At 72.3% G+C, this 16,361-nt stretch carries 15 protein-coding genes and 1 tRNA gene; 8 read left to right on the top strand and 8 right to left on the bottom strand.

The window, feature by feature from the left end; translation table 11 throughout:
• Positions 1 to 1,329: tetratricopeptide repeat protein (locus tag MB828_RS25830; RefSeq protein ID WP_301650281.1), on the top strand; the 1,329-nt coding region annotated here is incomplete at its 5' end.
• A 7-nt stretch (positions 1,330 to 1,336) separates the two neighbouring features.
• On the opposite strand, the gene hppD is transcribed toward MB828_RS25830, so the two are convergent.
• Positions 1,337 to 2,485, bottom strand: a complete 1,149-nt coding sequence (gene hppD / locus MB828_RS25825; protein WP_301650280.1) for a 4-hydroxyphenylpyruvate dioxygenase — start codon at positions 2,483 to 2,485, stop codon at positions 1,337 to 1,339.
• A gap of 121 nt (positions 2,486 to 2,606) precedes the next feature.
• On the opposite strand from hppD, the gene MB828_RS25820 reads away from it, so the two are divergent.
• The 3 genes from MB828_RS25820 (at position 2,607) to MB828_RS25810 (ending at position 3,936) form a co-directional block, all read left to right on the top strand.
• Positions 2,607 to 3,086 (top strand): Lrp/AsnC family transcriptional regulator, encoded by a 480-nt coding sequence (locus MB828_RS25820; RefSeq protein WP_301650279.1) that lies wholly within the window; start codon positions 2,607 to 2,609, stop codon positions 3,084 to 3,086.
• Positions 3,087 to 3,155: 69 nt separating this feature from the next.
• Positions 3,156 to 3,734, top strand: a complete 579-nt coding sequence (locus tag MB828_RS25815) for an ArsR/SmtB family transcription factor (RefSeq protein ID WP_301650278.1) — start codon at positions 3,156 to 3,158, stop codon at positions 3,732 to 3,734.
• A 16-nt stretch (positions 3,735 to 3,750) separates the two neighbouring features.
• Complete coding sequence (locus MB828_RS25810; RefSeq protein ID WP_301650285.1) at positions 3,751 to 3,936, top strand: hypothetical protein; 186 nt, start codon at positions 3,751 to 3,753, stop codon at positions 3,934 to 3,936.
• A 101-nt stretch (positions 3,937 to 4,037) separates the two neighbouring features.
• Here MB828_RS25810 and MB828_RS25805 read toward each other — a convergent pair whose 3' ends face one another.
• The 4 genes from MB828_RS25805 to MB828_RS25790 form a co-directional block, all read right to left on the bottom strand.
• Positions 4,038 to 4,826 carry a S16 family serine protease gene (locus tag MB828_RS25805; protein WP_301650277.1) on the bottom strand — a complete coding sequence of 263 codons (789 nt, stop codon included), beginning with the start codon at positions 4,824 to 4,826 and terminating at the stop codon, positions 4,038 to 4,040.
• Between the two features lie 106 nt (positions 4,827 to 4,932).
• Positions 4,933 to 5,574, bottom strand: coding sequence for an IclR family transcriptional regulator (locus MB828_RS25800; protein ID WP_133021633.1), 642 nt, complete (start codon positions 5,572 to 5,574; stop codon positions 4,933 to 4,935).
• A 288-nt stretch (positions 5,575 to 5,862) separates the two neighbouring features.
• Complete coding sequence (locus MB828_RS25795; protein ID WP_133021632.1) at positions 5,863 to 7,668, bottom strand: DEAD/DEAH box helicase; 1,806 nt, start codon at positions 7,666 to 7,668, stop codon at positions 5,863 to 5,865.
• A gap of 238 nt (positions 7,669 to 7,906) precedes the next feature.
• Positions 7,907 to 9,349, bottom strand: coding sequence for an MFS transporter (locus MB828_RS25790; protein WP_301650276.1), 1,443 nt, complete (start codon positions 9,347 to 9,349; stop codon positions 7,907 to 7,909).
• 185 nt (positions 9,350 to 9,534) lie between these two features.
• Here MB828_RS25790 and MB828_RS25785 point away from each other — a divergent pair.
• Positions 9,535 to 9,606: transfer RNA gene (locus MB828_RS25785), tRNA-Cys, on the top strand.
• Between the two features lie 67 nt (positions 9,607 to 9,673).
• Here MB828_RS25785 and MB828_RS25780 read toward each other — a convergent pair.
• Positions 9,674 to 11,032 (bottom strand): beta-1,3-glucanase family protein, encoded by a 1,359-nt coding sequence (locus MB828_RS25780; RefSeq protein WP_301650275.1) that lies wholly within the window; start codon positions 11,030 to 11,032, stop codon positions 9,674 to 9,676.
• Positions 11,033 to 11,420: 388 nt separating this feature from the next.
• Here MB828_RS25780 and MB828_RS25775 point away from each other — a divergent pair, with 388 nt between their 5' ends.
• From MB828_RS25775 to MB828_RS25765, 3 genes are read left to right on the top strand one after another with little or no spacing between them, the layout of a single operon-like run.
• The gene (locus MB828_RS25775) at positions 11,421 to 12,257 is read left to right on the top strand and encodes a CPBP family intramembrane glutamic endopeptidase (RefSeq protein ID WP_301650274.1); all 837 of its coding nucleotides are present in this window, start codon (positions 11,421 to 11,423) and stop codon (positions 12,255 to 12,257) included.
• Positions 12,254 to 13,729 (top strand): sensor histidine kinase, encoded by a 1,476-nt coding sequence (locus MB828_RS25770; RefSeq protein ID WP_301650273.1) that lies wholly within the window; start codon positions 12,254 to 12,256, stop codon positions 13,727 to 13,729. The genes MB828_RS25775 and MB828_RS25770 overlap by 4 nt, the downstream gene beginning before the upstream one ends.
• Positions 13,726 to 14,400, top strand: coding sequence for a response regulator (locus tag MB828_RS25765; protein WP_301650272.1), 675 nt, complete (start codon positions 13,726 to 13,728; stop codon positions 14,398 to 14,400). Before MB828_RS25770 ends, MB828_RS25765 begins: the two co-directional genes overlap by 4 nt.
• An 85-nt stretch (positions 14,401 to 14,485) precedes the next feature.
• Here MB828_RS25765 and MB828_RS25760 read toward each other — a convergent pair whose 3' ends face one another.
• The gene (locus MB828_RS25760; RefSeq protein ID WP_301650271.1) at positions 14,486 to 15,655 is read right to left on the bottom strand and encodes an SUKH-4 family immunity protein; all 1,170 of its coding nucleotides are present in this window, start codon (positions 15,653 to 15,655) and stop codon (positions 14,486 to 14,488) included.
• 176 nt (positions 15,656 to 15,831) lie between these two features.
• Positions 15,832 to 16,359: an AAA family ATPase gene (locus MB828_RS25755; protein ID WP_301650284.1), complete on the bottom strand. Its 528-nt coding sequence runs from the start codon at positions 16,357 to 16,359 to the stop codon at positions 15,832 to 15,834.
• Positions 16,360 to 16,361 lie beyond the last annotated feature (2 nt).

The raw sequence follows: 16,361 nt of genomic DNA, 5'->3' as shown, positions 1-16,361 counted from the left end.
CCGCACCGCGCCGCCGCGCCGCGCCCGGCGGCCGGGCCGCCTGCCTTCTCGGGCGCGCGGGCGGCGGCGGTGCAGGCGGCCGTCCTCGACGGCCTGCCGGCCGCGCTGCCCGACCTCACCTCGCTCATCGGGGCCCGTGAGCGGCGGGTGCGGGAACGGCCGAAGGACGCGGCGGCCTGGGCGGTGCTGGGTGCCGCGTACGTGGAGCGGATCCGGCGGACCGACGGGACGGCCGACTATCCGAAGGCCGAGGAGGCGCTGCGGACCTCCCTCCGGGTGGCCGCCAAGGGCAACGCCGAGGCGCTGGGCGGGCTCGCCGCGCTGGCGAACGCGCGCCGGGACTTCGCCGAGGCCAGGCGGTTCGGTGAGGAGGCGCTGAAGGCGGCGCCGAAGCGGTGGTCGACGTATCCGGTGCTGATCGACGCCTGCGACGGGCTCGGCGACTACAAGGCGGCCCGGTCCGCGCTGGACAAGCTGATGGCGCTGAAGGTCGGGGCGGCGGTGCGGCCGGCCGTGATGGCGCGGGCCTCTGCGGTGTACCGGGACCGGGGCTGGCGCGAGGACGCGGCGGCCCAGGTGACGGACGCGGCGGCGGCCGCGCGGACGCCCGCCGAGCAGGCCGCGTACCTCACCCAGGCCGGGCAGCTGGCCTGGGAGCGGGGTGAACGGGAGGACGCGCTGCGGCACTTCGAGGCGGCCGTGCGCCTGGACCGGGACCAGGCGGCCGCGCGCGCCGGGCAGGGGCGGGCGCTGGCCGGGCTGGGCCGCACCGAGGAGGCGCTGGCCGCGTACCGGGAGGCGCTCGCCCACCGGCCCACCCCGCAGGTCACCCTGGAGCTGGCCGAGCTGTACGAGTCGCTGGGGATGACCCGGCAGGCGCACACGGAGTACGAGCTGATGCGGTCCCGGGTGGAGGAGGAGCTGGCCGCCGGCGTCGACGACGACCTGCTGATCGGCCGGTACGAGGCGGACCACGGGGACCCCGAGGAGGGCGTGCAGCGGCTGACCGCCGAGTGGGAGCGGCAGCCCGGTATCGAGGTGGCGGACGCGCTGGGCTGGGCGCTGCACCGGGCCGGTGACGACCAGGAGGCCCTGCGGTACGCCTCGATCGCCACGGACTCGACGAAGGGCGGCGGGGTGCGCAGTGCCCTGTACGCCTTCCACCGGGGCATGATCGAACGGGACCTGGACGAGGACGCCCCGGCCCGCCGTCACCTCCAGGACGCCCTGCGCTTCAACCCGTACTTCTCCCCGCTCCAGGCCCCGGTGGCGCGATCGGCCCTGGCGGCGCTGGGCGAACAGCCACCGGAGGAACCGCTGCCGGGCTGACCGGCGGTCAGAGGTTGCCGCGGCGGTCCTGCTCCCGCTCGATCGCTTCGAAGAGGGCCTTGAAGTTGCCCTTGCCGAAGCCCATCGAGCCGTGGCGTTCGATGATCTCGAAGAAGACCGTCGGACGGTCCTGGACCGGCTTGGTGAAGATCTGGAGCAGGTAGCCGTCCTCGTCGCGGTCGGCGAGGATCTTCAGCTCGCGCAGGGTGTCGATCGGCACCCGGGTGTCGCCGACCCATTCGCCGAGGGTGTCGTAGTAGCTGTCCGGGGTGTCCAGGAACTCGACGCCGGCCGCGCGCATGGTCCGTACGGTCTCGACGATGTCGTTGGTGTTGAGCGCGATGTGCTGGACACCCGCGCCGCCGTAGAACTCCAGGTACTCGTCGATCTGGGACTTCTTCTTGGCGATGGCCGGTTCGTTGATCGGGAACTTGACCTTCAGGGTGCCGTCGGCGACCACCTTGGACATCAGCGCGCTGTACTCGGTGGCGATGTCGTCGCCGACGAACTCCTTCATGTTCGAGAAGCCCATGACCCGGTGGTAGAAGTCGACCCAGTCGTTCATCCGGCCGAGTTCGACGTTGCCGACGCAGTGGTCGACGGCCTGGAAGGTGCGGCGGGCCGGGGGTGCGACGATCGGGGACGCGGCGGCGAACCCCGGGAGGTAGGGGCCGTCGTAGTGCGTGCGTTCGACGAGGGTGTGGCGGGTCTCGCCGTACGTGGCGATCGCGGCCAGCACCACGGTGCCGTGCTCGTCCTTCAGCTCGTAGGGCTCGGCCACCGAGCGGGCGCCGTGCTCGACCGCGTACGCGTGGGCGCGGCGGGCGTCCGGTACCTCGATGGCGAGGTCGACCACGCCGTCGCCGTGCTCGGCGACGTGCTGGGCGAGGAAGTGGCCCCAGGGGGTGGCGGGCTTGATGACGGAGGTGAGGACGAACCTCGCCGAGCCGTTCTCCAGCACGTAGCTCGCGGTCTCGCGGCTGCCGTTCTCCGGTCCGGAGTACGCGACCAGCCGCATGCCGAAGGCGCTGGAGTAGTAGTGCGCGGCCTGCTTGGCGTTGCCGACGGCGAAGACGACCGCGTCCATCCCCCGGACCGGGAAGGGGTCGTCCTGCCGGGCCGTCGTGACGGGAGCGTGCTCTGTGGTCTGCGTCATGTCCGAAGGGTGAACCCGGCGGACAAGGTGCGCAATAGTTCGGGTTTCAGCTGCGCAATATGCTCAGCGGTACGGCCGTTTCGGCGGACTTTCTGTACAGGGTGACCATCCGGAGGCGGGTATGGCGATCGATCATCTGGACGGGCGGATCCTGGTGCTGCTGGCCCGGGAGCCGCGGATCGGGGTGCTGGAGATGTCCCGCCGGCTGGGGGTGGCCCGGGGGACCGTGCAGGCGCGACTCGACCGGCTTCAGTCGAACGGGGTCATCCAGGGGTTCGGCCCCCAGGTGGACCCGGCGGCCCTCGGCTACCCGGTCACCGCGTTCGCCACGCTCCAGATCCGGCAGGGCCAGGGGCCGGACGTGCGCGCGCACCTGGCGGGCGTGCCGGAGGTGCTGGAGCTGCACACCACGACCGGCACCGGGGACATGCTGTGCCGGCTGGTGGCCCGCTCCAACGCCGATCTCCAGCGGGTGATCGACCGGGTCGTCGGTTTCGACGGCATCGTCCGGGCCTCCACGGCGATCGTCATGGAGAACCCCGTCCCGCTGCGGATCATCCCCCTGGTGGAGCAGGCCGCGGCGGACGGCGACGGGGCCTGACCGGACATACAAAGAAGTCGATGCAAAGGATACGTTGCAAAGGGTCCTTTGCAACGCTACCCTCGATACATGAGCGAACCCCGTGACCCTCTGGTCCGCGATCTCGACGCCCGCTCCCTGCGCGGGCTCGCCCACCCGCTGCGGATGCAGCTGCTGGACGCCCTGCGCTACGGCGGGCCGGCCACCGCCTCCCAGCTCGCGGAGAAACTGGGCGAGTCGAGCGGGGCCACCAGCTACCACCTGCGCCAGCTCGCGGCGCACGGCTTCGTCGTGGACGCACCCGAGCGGGGCAAGGGCCGCGAACGCTGGTGGAAGGCGGCACACCAGGGCCTGCGCTTCGACGACGCCCTGCTCACGGACACCGACCCGGTCGTCCGCGGCGCCGCCGACATGTACCTGCACGAGATCGCCACCACCCAGATCAGGAACCTGTCCACCTGGCTCGGCACCCGCGCCGAATGGCCCGAGGAGTGGAACCGCGTCTGGGACATGAGCAGCGCGACGCTACGGCTCACCCCGGAACTCGCCCAGGAACTGACCGAGAAGATGCACGCGCTCGTCGACACCTACCGCGACCGGGCCGCCGACGACGACAGCGTCACGCAGGTACGCATCCACACGCACCTCTTCCCCATCGAGACGGACTGAGAGGCCCACCCAGATGCTGCACCCCGAGACCCACCTCGCCCTGCACCACACCCGCACCGCGGAACTCCACGCCGAGGCCGAGACCCACCGCCTGGCCGCACAGGGCCGACGCCCGCGCACCCTGCGTACCCGCGTCGGCTGGACCCTGGTGGAAGTAGGCCTGCGCCTGGCAACCCCGGTTCCGGCATCAGCGCCCCTTTAGAGACGCGGGGATCTGCGCCCCTTTAGGGGCGCGGGGCGGTATCGATGTGCGGCTGCCGCCGCGTGGGCGCGAGCAGCCCCCACCCACCGGTCACCCAACACTCAGCAGCCGGCGACCTTCTCCCCCTTCTCCAACGCCACCAGGTCGGAGACGGCCCCCTTGAGACTGGTCACCGGCACCAGCCTCAGCCCCTTCGGCAGCTCGGCCTTCGCGTCACCGCACTCGTCCCTCGGCACCAGGAACACCGTCGCCCCGTCCCGCCGGGCCGCCTGCGTCTTCAACGCGACCCCGCCCACGGCCCCCACCGTCCCGTCGGCGGTGATGGTCCCCGTACCGGCGATGTTCTTCCCCCCGGTGAGGTCTCCCCCGCTCCCGTTCCCGTCGAGCTTGTCGATCACCCCGAGCGAGAACAGCAGCCCCGCGCTCGGCCCGCCCACGTCCGCCAGCTTCAGGGTCACCTTGACCTTGCCCGCGCTGAGCCCGAGGTACTTCAGCGCGGCCTGGGCCGCCGCGTCCTGCGACTGCTGCATCTGCTCGGTGTTGTGCTGCTCGATCTCCTTGACGTCGCCGCCGCTCGGATACACCGAGTCGCGCGGCAACACCGCCCGGTCCGTCCGGAACCAGTTGCCGACGACGTCGCCCAGCGACACCCGCGCGTCCGGCCCGGTCGCCTCGATCGTCGTCATCCGCAGCTGTCCGCTGGTGGTGCGGGTGGGCGCCCCGGCGATGGTGATCACCGGGGTCCCCTGGTTGTCGCCGAGGACGTTCGCCGTCATCCCGGGCTGGGCCACCGAGAACGGCAGCGGCGCGAAGACGGCCGTACCGATCAGAGCCACGACGGGAACCGCACACACGGCGATGGCCTGGAGACGCGTGAGACGTGAGAGCACGGAGTCAATCTAACGTGGCGACCTGTTCCGGCCATCGCCCCGACCCCGCTCACCGCGCATCTCCACGCACCGCGCACGGCCCGCCCGGCCCCGTCGGGAGGGGCGGCTAGCGCAACGCCTCCGCGACCTCCCTCGCCGCGTCCATCACGCGTGTCCCCACCCGCTCCGGGACGGCGTCCGCGAGCATCACGACACCGACGCTCCCCTCCACCCCGGTGACCCCCAGCAGCGGAGCCGCGGCCCCGCTCGCCCCGGCCTCCAACTCGCCGTGCGTCAGCGTGTATCCGGGGTCGTCGCGCGGCGAGTGCCGGGCGGACAGGATCGCCCGGCCGGCGGCCCCCCGGTCCAGCGGATGCCGGAACCCGGCCCGGTACGCCACGTGGTAGTCGGTCCAGCTCGGCTCGACCACCGCGACCGCGAGCGCCTCCGTCCCGTCGACCAGCGTCAGATGGGCGGTCGCCCCGATGTCCTCGGCGAGCGAACGGAGCGCCGGCAGGGCGGCCTCCCGTACGAGCGGATGCACCTGCCGTCCGAGGCGCAGCACCCCCAGCCCGACCCGGGCTCGCCCGCCCAGGTCGCGCCGTACCAGCGCATGCTGTTCAAGGGTGGCGAGCAACCGGTACACCACGGTCCGGTTCACGCCCAGTTTGTTGGACAGCTCGGTGACGGTCAGCCCGTGGTCCGTGTCGGCCAGCAGTTTGAGGACCCTGAGTCCCCGGTCGAGCGTCTGAGAGGTCTCCGCGGTCACGACGCCCACTCCTTAAGTGGTGAGGTCGGCGACCTCCGACGCGGCGGTTGCGTCGCCGAGTCCCGTCAGCGACGCGCTTCAGAGGCCGCCGATCGGCAAGGCGGCCCGGCGGCTCCGGGCCCAGTCGCTTCACGGCTGCGCTCCGCGGCGGCGCTGCCACGGGGCGTGTGCGTAGCCGGACAGTAGCGAAGCGGGTTCGCTGAGCGGAAGTCTGCGTCCAGAATCCGGTCAGACGCCGGTACGGACTACCTCGGTATGTGCCGTTATATACGCGGTGTTGCGCCGATGTCAGCGCATCCGCGTGGCCCACTCCTGCACCTTGGCGATCCGCTGCCGCAGCTGTCCGGCCGTGGCCTCCGCGCTCGGCGGGCCGCCGCAGACCCGGCGCAGCTCCGTGTGGATCACCCCGTGCGGCTTGCCGCTCTGGTGGACGTACGCGCTGACCATGGTGTTCAGCTGCTTGCGCAGCTCCATCATCTCCTTGTGGGAGACGACGGGCCGCCGCTCCGCCGGGAGTTCGAGGAGGTCGGCCTCGGTGTCCGGTTTCTTGCGGCTGTGCGCGATCTGCCGGGCCTGCCGCTTCTGCAACAGCAGCTGTACCTGGTCGGGTTCGAGGAGCCCCGGGATACCGAGGTAGTCCTGCTCCTCCTCACTGCCGGGGTGGGCCTGCATGCCGAACTCGGCGCCGTCGTAGAGGACCCGGTCGAAGACGGCCTCGGACTCCAGTGCCTCGAAGGCGAACTGCTCCTGCTCGCCGGTGTCCTCGTCCTGCTCCTTGTTCGCCTCCTCCATCTCCTTCTCGGACTCGGCGTACGGGTCCTCCTCGCCGTCCTTCTTCGGCTTGTCGAGGGCGTGGTCGCGCTCGACCTCCATCTCGTTGGCGAAGGTCAGCAGGTCCGGGACGGTCGGCAGGAACACCGACGCGGTCTCGCCGCGCCGCCTCGACCGCACGAAACGGCCGACGGCCTGGGCGAAGAAGAGGGGGGTGGAGATGGTGGTGGCGTAGACGCCGACGGCCAGCCGGGGCACGTCGACGCCCTCGGACACCATGCGCACGGCGACCATCCACCGGTCGTCACTCGCGCTGAAGTCGTCGATCCGCTTGGACGCGCCGGTGTCGTCGGAGAGGACCAGCGTCGCCTTGCAGCCCGTGATCTCGCGGATCAGCTTGGCGTAGGCGCGGGCCGAGTCCTGGTCGGAGGCGATGACGAGGGCGCCCGCGTCCGGGATGCCCTTGCGCACCTCGGTCAGCCGCTGGTCGGCGGCGCGCAGCACGGCCGGCATCCACTCGCCGCGCGGATCGAGCGCGGTCCGCCAGGCCTGGCTGACGGCGTCCTTGGTCATGGGCTCGCCGAGCCGGGCGGCGATCTCGTCACCGGCCTTGGTGCGCCAGCGCATGTTGCCGCTGTAGGAGAGGAAGATGACCGGGCGCACGACGTGGTCGGCGAGCGCGTTGCCGTACCCGTAGGTGTAGTCGGCGGCGGACCGCCGGATGCCGTCCTGCCCCTCCTCGTAGGTCACGAAGGGGATCGGGTTGGTGTCGGACCGGAAGGGCGTACCGGTCAGGGCCAGCCGCCGGGTGGCCGGCTCGAACGCCTCCAGGCAGGCCTCGCCCCAGGACTTGGAGTCACCGGCGTGGTGGATCTCGTCGAGGATGACGAGGGTCTTGCGCTGCTCGGAGCGGTTGCGGTGCAGCATGGGCCGCACACCGACACCGGCGTACGTGACCGCCACGCCGTCATACTCGCGGCTGAGCGGTCCGGCGCTGTACTCGGGGTCGAGCTTGATCCCTATCCGCGCCGCGGCCTCCGCCCACTGCTTCTTCAGGTGCTCGGTGGGCGCGACGACCGTGACCTGCTGCACAACGTGGTGGTGCAGCAGCCAGGAGGCGAGCGTCAGCGCGAACGTGGTCTTGCCGGCGCCGGGGGTGGCGACGGCGAGGAAGTCGCGTGGCTGCTCCTGGACGTACTTCTCCATGGCCCCCTGCTGCCAGGCCCGCAGCTTGCTGGCGGTACCCCAGGGCGCCCGGCCCGGGAAGGCCGGCGAGAGGTGGTGGGAGTTGGAGGAGGACGGGGAAGCGGCGGTGGTAGTCACGGTCTCCGTAGTAGGGGGTCGCGAGGTGTACGAGGGTCGGGCGGCTACGTATGACAACCGGGCCACCCTACCGGCGTGCCGCGGCTGTCAACGCGCGGACGAGGCCGGGTCACCCCAGGGTGGGACCCACGTCACAGATCACGGAACCGGGTCTCAGATCACGGAACCGGGTCTCAGATCACGTGACCGGGCCACAGCTCGCGGGACCGGGTCACAGATCACATGACCGGGCCACAGGTCACGGAGCCGGGTCAGGATCGCGGAGCCGGGTCGTCACCCAGGCACCCGCGAGGGCCACGGCCGCCATCGGCAGGAACACCGCGGCGAAGGCGGCGGGATGGGAACCGGAGCCGGCCGTACCCGTCATGCTGCCGCCGCCGAGGGCGGCGAACGCGGCGCCGGTCGCGGCGAGCAGCACCACGTTGGACAGGGCGTCGGAGATCTGGAGGGCGGCGGAGTTGGCGCCGGCCTCCTCGGGGGCGGAGAGCCGGAGCATCAGGACGCTGGCCGAGGCGATCACCAGCCCCATCCCGAAGCAGCCGAAGGCCCAGGCGACGGCGACGATCCACACCGGCACGGCGGGCAGGAGCACGCTGGGGGCGGTCGCGACCGCCGCGGCGACCAGCACCATGCCCAGGGTCATCAGGCGCTCCCGGTGGGCCCGCATGCCCGGCCGCGCCTGCACCCACGAGCCCACCGCCCAGGTCACCCCGCCCGCCGCCAGCGAGAACCCGGCGAGCGTCGGGGACAGCCCCCGCTGGGTGACGAGCATCAGCGGCACGAAGGACTCGGCGGCGACGAAGGAACCCGCGGCGACCCCGCGCAGCAGCACGACCGAGGGCAGTCCGCGCGCGGCGCGGTAGGTGCCGCGGGGCAGCAGCCCGAGCACGGCCGGTACCAGCAGCGCGGCGCCGACGGCCCCCGGCAGCAGGGACACCCAGCGCGGGTCCTGGGCCGCGTACTGGAGCAGTCCCGCGCCCACGGAGATACCGAGGGCGAGCCGGATGCGCCGCCGGTCGAAGGCCTCCTGGCGGCCGCCCGGCACGGGACCGCCGGCCCGCCGCCGTATCTGCGGCAGCGCGAGCGCCACCGGGAGGACCACCAGCACCGGGATGCCGAGGAACACCCAGCGCCAGCCGAGCTGTTCGGTGACCGTTCCGGCGGCCAGCGGCCCGACGATGGACGGCACGACCCAGCCGGCCGCGAAGGCGGCCATGATCGCGGGCCGCAGCCGCTCCGGGTAGGCCCGGCCCACGACCACGTACAGGGCGACGATGACCAGTCCCCCGCCGAGCCCCTGCACGGCCCGCCCCAGGATGAACACCCACATGCTCTGGGCGGTCCCGGCCACGACGAGCCCGGCGGCGAAGCCACCGATCCCGGTGGTCAGCGCCCCGAGCGGCCCCCTGCGGTCCGACCACTGCCCGGCCAGCACCATCCCGAACAGACTGGTCGTGAAATACCCGGAGAAGGCGAACGCGTACGACGACAGCCCGTGCAGCTCCCGGGCCGCGACCGGCATCGCCGTGCCCACGGCGGTCGCCTCGAAGGCGATCAGCAGCACGACGGACACGATCCCGACGCTCAGCGCCCGGTACGACCGCCCCAGCACACCCTCGTCATCGACGCTGTCGGCGGTCTCATCTGCGACGACGGCGTCGCGCGGCTCAAGAGCGGTCATGCCGACCACGGTAAGGCCCAAGTGTCACTTTGGCCCCTGTCGAGAGCCGTACCCCACCTCGGACCTTGGTCGTAGACCCCCCTCACCCTCCCCCTTTCATGAACGCCGTATGGCAGTCCCGTTGCACCCCCACCAGTTCCCTTGCCCTCCTCCCCCACACCCTCATACCTTCGTCTCACCGACACGGCCGTGTGCCCGAGTGGCTTAGGGACTCGCCTGCAAAGCGAGGTACGTGGGTTCAATTCCCGCCACGGCCTCTTCCTGCCTGACCAGGCAGAACGGAAGGGCGGCACCCTCACGGGGTGCCGCCCTTCCTGGTTCTGGTCACCAGCCGACGGCGACCAGGAGCCACTGCGGGTCGGCGTGGGAGATGAAGGAGGACTGGCCTGCCACGTCGTCGTAGGGGAAGCCGTAGGCGAGGTGGTTGATGGCGTTGTCGTGCCAGAACTTCGCGTAGTAGTTGGCGGGGGCCGCCGTGTAGAACTGGGCCGGGTCGGACTGCTGGGAGGCCGGCAGGGTGGCGACGTGGCGGTTGAGGGCGGCGCACATGTCCGGGTTGGCCGCCAGGGAGGCCGCGCAGCCGAAGATGTCCGAGGTGGCCGCGGTGACGCCGGCCGACTGGGCGTACGAGGTGAAGTAGTTCGCGTTGGCGCCGCCCGCGCGGAAGCTGGGGTCGCTGCCGGGCGCGATGATCCGGTACGGGGCCTGGGTCTGGGCCAGCACCTTGAACTGGCTGGGGACGGCGTCGGTGAAGCGCTGGAAGGTGGTGGCGCGGTCCTCGGCGAAGGTCTGCCGGTTCTCGCCGACCTCGGTGTCGTAGCCGTCCTTGGTGTGCAGGCGCATGGCCAGCTTCAGGCCGAAGGCGTCGACGCGGGTGGTGTTGCCGTTGAAGACGTTGTTGCCGACCGTGAACTCGATGAAGTCGTAGTACGCGCTGGTGGGCGAGCCCAGGTAGAAGTACATGCGGCCCGCGGAGTTGGCCGGCATGTCGAGGTAGGGCTGCTCGGCGATGGAGTGGGTCTGGCCGTTGAAGCTCCAGTACACCTGGCTGTCGGGGTACTTGCCGTTGGTGCGGTTGAGGATCTTCACCTCGACGGCGTTGTGCGCGGCCGGTATGTCGCTGGTGCTGCCCCAGAAGTCGTCCGGCGGGGTGGTGGAGCCGGGGCCGTAGACCTGGAACTCCCAGAGGGAGTAGCCGTACGGGGTGGCCCGCGTGGTGCCGTAGAGGCGGACGTAGCGGCCGCTGCCGGTGACGGTCAGGTTCTGGGTGCCGCCGGTGCCGGCGGTGGTGGAGTAGACGGTGGTCCAGGTGGTGGCGTCGGTGGAGGTCTGGATCTGGAAGGCCTTCGCGTAGGCGGCCTCCCAGTTCAGGGTGACGCGGGTGAGCTGCTGGACGGACCCCAGGTCGACCTGGAGCCACTGCGGGTCGGCGAAGGCCGAGGACCAGCGGGTGCCGGTGTTCCCGTCGACCGCCGCGCTCGCGGGGAAGGACGCGTTCTCGGTCGAGGAGGCGGTGGCCGGCCTGCCCTGGGACAGCAACTGGTCGGCGGCGTGCGCGGGGGACGGTGCGAGGGCCGCGAAGAAGGCGGCGATCAGGACGACGACCAGACCGAGAGCCATGCGTGGGCGTACGGCGTCGGCCGGTGGTCTGCGGGTGCTGAGCACGCTGACGGAACTCTGCATGCGGGTCTCCTCAGGCCGGTTCGGCGTGCGTGGGGGTGGAGCGACAGCAGACGTGCGAGCGTTCCCTCGGGTTGTAGACCCACCGGTGCCCGTCGTCAACAACTGAAGCCGAAATCACTTGAGTTGTGAATTCACGGGCGGAAGAGAGGCTGTCGCCTTCAGCTCTCTACCGCTTGGCGGGTTCGGGGCCGTCCCGGTTCTACAAGCCTTGACGCATCCGGTACGGACCTGCGCGGGCGCCGGGGAGACCGGCCGGCCGGAGCGGCCCTGTCCCCCGTGCGAGCTACCCGCAGGTGTCCTCCGCGTGGTGACGATTCCGGGGCGGCCGGTCCATAGCGTTCTGACCAGTCGCGGCGCTTTGGCCGCGCGTCCCTGGGAGGAAGTCATCATGAGGGTGGTCTGGCAGCTCCTGGCCGTCGCGGCCGTCTCCTTCGTCGGCGGGCAGGCGCTCGCGGCGGTGGACGGGAACTGGTTTCTCACGCTGGTCGTCGGCCTGCTGACGGCCGTGGCCGCGGTGCCGGTCTACCGGTGGGTGGTCCGGCGGACCGAGCACCGGCCCGTCACGGAGGTGGGGCGGGACGGCGCGCGGCCGGCGTTCGCGCGCGGGGCGCTCGTCGGGGTGGCGGCGTTCACCGGGGTCATCGTGAACATCGCCTTCCTCGGCGACTACACGGTGCACGGACTGGGGTCGGTGGCGAGTGCGGTGGGGCTGGTCGGATTCATGGCCGCCGCCGCGGTCACGGAGGAACTGCTGTTCCGGGGCGTGCTGTTGCGGATCGTCGAGGAGCGCTTCGGGACGTGGATCGCGCTCACCTCGACCGGCGCGCTGTTCGGGATGATGCATCTGCTCAACGAGCACGCCACCGTGTGGGGCGCCCTCGCCATCGCGATCGAGGCCGGCGGCATGCTGGGCGCCGCGTACGTCGCCACTCGCACCCTGTGGCTGCCGATCGGCCTGCACTTCGGCTGGAACTTCGCCGAGTCCGGCCTCTTCGGCACCGAGGTCTCCGGCAGCGGGTCGCAGCAGGGGCTGCTGGACGCCACGACCTCGGGGGCACGGCTGGTCACCGGTGGCGAGTTCGGGCCGGAGGCCAGCATCTACTCGGTGCTGCTGGGGGTGCTGGTGACGGTCGTGTTCCTGCGGCTGGCCCGCCGGCGGGGCCGTCTGATGCCCCGTCGCCGTCCGGGCGCCACGGCCGACGCCGTCGTTACACTGCCCCGGTGATCAGTCCTCGGCAGTGGTCCGACCGGTGGCACCGGCTGGACGTCACGGTGCGGGACCTGCCGCTCGGGCTGCTGCTCCTGGCCGGTTCGTTCCTGCCGGCGCTGCACGGCAAGGGGACGCAGGTCGGGGATCTGCCGACCCGTCCGTTCGACGCGCTGGCCCTGCTGGCGCTCGCCCTGGAGTGCCTGCCGCTGGCCGTGCGCCGGCGGTGGCCGGCCGGCTGTCTCGCCCTGGTGTCGCTCGGCTTCGCCGTCGACCAGCTGCGCGGCTACCACTCGGTCGCGGGCACCGCGCTGCCCCTCGCGCTGATCAGCACCGGGGCCCATCTGGAACGGCGCCGGCGGGTCGCGGCGCTCGTGTTCTCCGTGGCCTATGTGCCGATGGCGGTCGGGCTGTACCGGCTGGGGTCGGGCGGCGAGACGGTCACCGGGTTCGTGACGTTCTACCTGGTGCTGGTCCTCGCCTGGGGCGCCGGGGCATGGCTGCGCGCCAACCGGGTCGCGGAGGCCGAACGCCGGCTGCGGGTCGCCGAGGACACCCGTACCGCCGAGCGGACCCGGATCGCGCGCGAGCTGCACGACGTGGTGACCCACCATGTGACGGCGATGGTCGTGCAGGCCGAGGCGGCCCGTTATCTGACCGCCGCGCCCGACCGTCTCGACCAGACCCTGACCGCCGTCACGGACACCGGCCGCCGGGCCATCTCCGACCTGCGCCATCTGCTCGACCTGCTCAACCCCGACCACGGCCCCGGCACTGGCACCGGCGCCGGCACTCAGCCCGGCGCCGACGACAGGACGCCGCCCGCCGGCCGGCTGCGCACGCTCGTGGACCAGACGCGCCGGGCCGGGCAGCCGGTGGAGTTCACCGAGGAGGGCACGCCGACGGAGTCCGCCGGCAGCGCCGACCTGGTGGCCTACCGGGTGGTGCAGGAGTCCCTGACGAACGCCCTCAAGTACGCCCACGGCAGCCGCACTTGGGTACGGGTCCGGCACGGCGAGAAGGAGATCACCGTGGAGGTCGACACAGCCGGACCGGGAGTACCCGGCGAGACCACGGACGAACGCGGCACGGACGGCGCGGGTGCGGGCGGGACCGGCACGGGTGGGCGCGGCGCGGGTGGCGTGGGTGCGGGTGGAGTCGGCTCGGGCCGGATCGGCGTGGGCGAGATCGGCGCGGGTGGCGTGGGTGCGGGCGGCGGCGCAGGCGCGGGTGACGTGGGTGCGGGTGGGGTCGGCTCGGGCCGGATCGGCGTGGGCGAGGCCGGTGCGGGTGGGCGCGGTGGGGGGCGGTCGGGGTCGGTCGGCGGGGGTGGGGTTCGTTCGGTCTCGGTGTCGCCCGGTGGCGGCGGGCGTGGGCTCGTCGGGCTCCGGGACCGGGTGAACGTCCTGGGCGGTGAGTTCAGCGCGGGGCACGCGGCGGACGGCGGCTTCGTCGTCCGGGCCCGGATACCCTCGGGGAACCCCGCGTGACCGGCGTGGGGGAGGCACCGCTGCGGGTCCTGGTCTGTGACGACCAGGTGCTCATCCGCACCGGCCTGGCGACGATCATCGACGCCCAGCCGGATCTGGAGGTGGCCGGTGAGTGCGGGGACGGCCGGAGCGCGGTCGACCTGGCCGGCCGGCTGCGCCCGGACGTCGTGGTGATGGACGTCCGGATGCCGGTCCTGGACGGCATCGAGGCCACCCGGCTGCTGGCCGGAGCGGGGGTGCCGCACCCCGTGAAGGTGCTCGTGGTGACGACGTTCAACCTGGACGAGTACGTCTACGAGGCGCTGCGGGCGGGTGCCAGCGGCTTCCTGCTCAAGGACGCCCCGCCGGACCGGCTGCTGCACGGCATCCGGACCGTGGCCACCGGCGCCGCCCTGCTGGACCCCGAGGTGACCCGGCAGCTGGTGGGCCGGTACGCCGCCCGGATCCGGCCCGCCGACGGTGGCACCCCCCACGACGTCCCGCTGACCCCGCGCGAGCTGGAGGTGCTGCGGCTGATCGCGGACGGCCGCTCCAACAGCGAGATCGCGGCGACCCTCGTGATCAGCCAGGAGACCGTCAAGACGTTCGTGTCCCGCATCCTCACCAAGCTGGGCCTGCGCGACCGCGTCCAGGCCGTCGTCTACGCCTACCGGCAGGGCCTGGTGACCTGAAGCCCCGGTCCGGGCCCCGGCCCCGCCTCCGGTCTCGGTCCCGCATTCGGTCTCGCCCCCGGCCCTGCCCCGGCCGGGCGGCCGCCTACAGGACCCCGCCCGCCTCGTCCTGGAACAGCTCCGTCCAGTAGTGCCAGTCGGCGTCGGTCGTGGTGGGGGTGGGGTCGATCGCCGCGAGGGTGTGGAGCATGGTGGCGGCGAGCTGGTCGTAGGCCTCCGTGGTGAGTTCGTGGTGCAGGTGCTCGTCGATGGTGCGCTCGTGGTGGAGCAGCCAGAGCGTGTAGGCGAGGGTGGAGATGTCGGTGTTAAGGGGGTAGAGCGTCGCCTCGGGCTCGGAGAAGTTGAGGATCGCGCCCGTGCCGCCGTCCACGACGAGGCTGTTGTCCTCCACCAGGTGGCCGAGGCGTATGAGGCGGTCGGCGTGGGCCGGGAGATCCTCCACGGGGAAGCCGCCCGGGTGGATGTCGGCGAAGTACTCGGTGAGGGTGGGAAGCGCGGCGTCCGGGTCGAGGTGGAACAGGACGGCACGCTCGGGCAGCCCGGTCTCGCGCAGGAAGCGGCGGGTCGGCTCGTGGGTGAGCGTGGGCGGGAAGTCGACCTCCTCGAAGCGGGCCACCCGGCCCTGCCCGAACTCCTGGTCCAGGAGCCGGGCCGGCAGGTCGAGGCTGAGCCCGGAGTCCGTGCCGGGTCCCGCGACCAGGCTGAGGGGGCGGATCAGGGCCGTCGCCTTCCAGTACGGCGGGACCCGGCCCGCCGTGCCCTCCTCGAAGAGCTCAAGGAGCTTGCGGGAGGCCTCGGTCGCCACCTTCGTGCCGTGGGTCCCGGCGAGGGAGGCGAAACGGCCGCGCAGGCCGGTCAGTTCCTCGGTGACCGCGGCGAACCGCAGCAGCGTCTCCAGCGAGGGGGCGAGCGGGCGCGGGTCGGCGGGGCCGACGAGGTGGGCCGTGGAGATCTCGCCCGTGCCGCCGTCGAGGAGGATCGACTCCGGGTCCAGACCGGCGGGCGCGAGCAACTCCCCTATCACCAGCCGGTCCCGCAGCTCCTCCGCGAGACGGGACGGGCCGTCCGTGACGTCGGCGAGGGTGCGCAGGCCCGCCCTGCGCAGCGGCTCGAAGGTCAGCAGGCCGTCGGTGTCGGGCAGTCCGGGGCCGGTGAGCCAGCTGCGCGTCGGTTCGTGCGTGATGTATCGGTCCAGTTCAGCCTCGGTCAGCGTGATCGCCGCCGCACCGCTGCCGGTCGTGCTGATCGTGCTCATCGCTGCCCCCGCGATCAAAGAGTTCAAGTCGTGCAAGTGGATCGGATGGGTCGGGTGGTGCGCCGTACGTCGCCGAGCAGGGCGTGGTGTGCCGTTCGGGCTTCCCCTCCGAACCGGCCGTCCCCACTGCCCAGAACACTACGCGGCGGCACTGACAACGCCCCGCTGAAGAGACGTCAGGCAACCCTGGCCCGTTCCGTCCCGGCGAGAATCGCCGCCACCGTCTGTTCCACCGTCAGCTCGGAAGTGTCCAGCCACAGGCCCAGCGGGGCGGTGTCCCGCCGCAGTCCCGCGTCCAGATCGGCCACCGTCCAGGCCCCGTACCCGGTCTTGGACCGCCCCGCCTCCCGCGCCGCCACCGCCTCGGGGCTCGGGGCCAGGACCACCACGTACCGGGGGCGGGTCCTGATCAGCTCGACGTACGACGCCAACTCCGGGCCCAGCAGGACGTCCTGGACGATCGCCGTGAAGCCCGCGTCGGCGTACGCGTCCGCGGTGGCCGCCGACAGGCGGTGCCGGAGGCGGAGTTGGGCCGTTGCCTCGGCCGACGCGCCCGGGGTGCAGCCCTCCCGTCCGGTGACGATCATGCGGCGGAACAGGTCGCCGCGGACGTGCGCGGCCCGCGGCAGGGCCTCGGCCAGCGCCTGCGCGACCGTCGACTTCCCGGCCGCCATCACACCTGTGACGACGACGACCCCGGACAGGC

This window comes from Streptomyces arenae (assembly GCF_022343545.1).
In the GTDB taxonomy this organism is placed as follows: domain Bacteria; phylum Actinomycetota; class Actinomycetes; order Streptomycetales; family Streptomycetaceae; genus Streptomyces; species Streptomyces humi.
Note: the sequence above shows the minus strand (reverse complement) of the source record. Positions and strands in the feature narration are given on the sequence as shown.

Bases quoted from the DNA above. Each gene is read 5' to 3' on its own strand.
- MB828_RS25790 (WP_301650276.1), bottom strand. From the start codon at position 9,349: ATGACCGCTCTTGAGCCGCGCGACGCCGTCGTCGCAGATGAGACCGCC.
- MB828_RS25760 (WP_301650271.1), bottom strand. From the start codon at position 15,655: ATGAGCACGATCAGCACGACCGGCAGCGGTGCGGCGGCGATCACGCTG.
- MB828_RS25780 (WP_301650275.1), bottom strand. From the start codon at position 11,032: ATGCAGAGTTCCGTCAGCGTGCTCAGCACCCGCAGACCACCGGCCGAC.
- hppD (WP_301650280.1), bottom strand. From the start codon at position 2,485: ATGACGCAGACCACAGAGCACGCTCCCGTCACGACGGCCCGGCAGGAC.
- MB828_RS25820 (WP_301650279.1), top strand. From the start codon at position 2,607: ATGGCGATCGATCATCTGGACGGGCGGATCCTGGTGCTGCTGGCCCGG.
- MB828_RS25775 (WP_301650274.1), top strand. From the start codon at position 11,421: ATGAGGGTGGTCTGGCAGCTCCTGGCCGTCGCGGCCGTCTCCTTCGTC.
- MB828_RS25815 (WP_301650278.1), top strand. From the start codon at position 3,156: ATGAGCGAACCCCGTGACCCTCTGGTCCGCGATCTCGACGCCCGCTCC.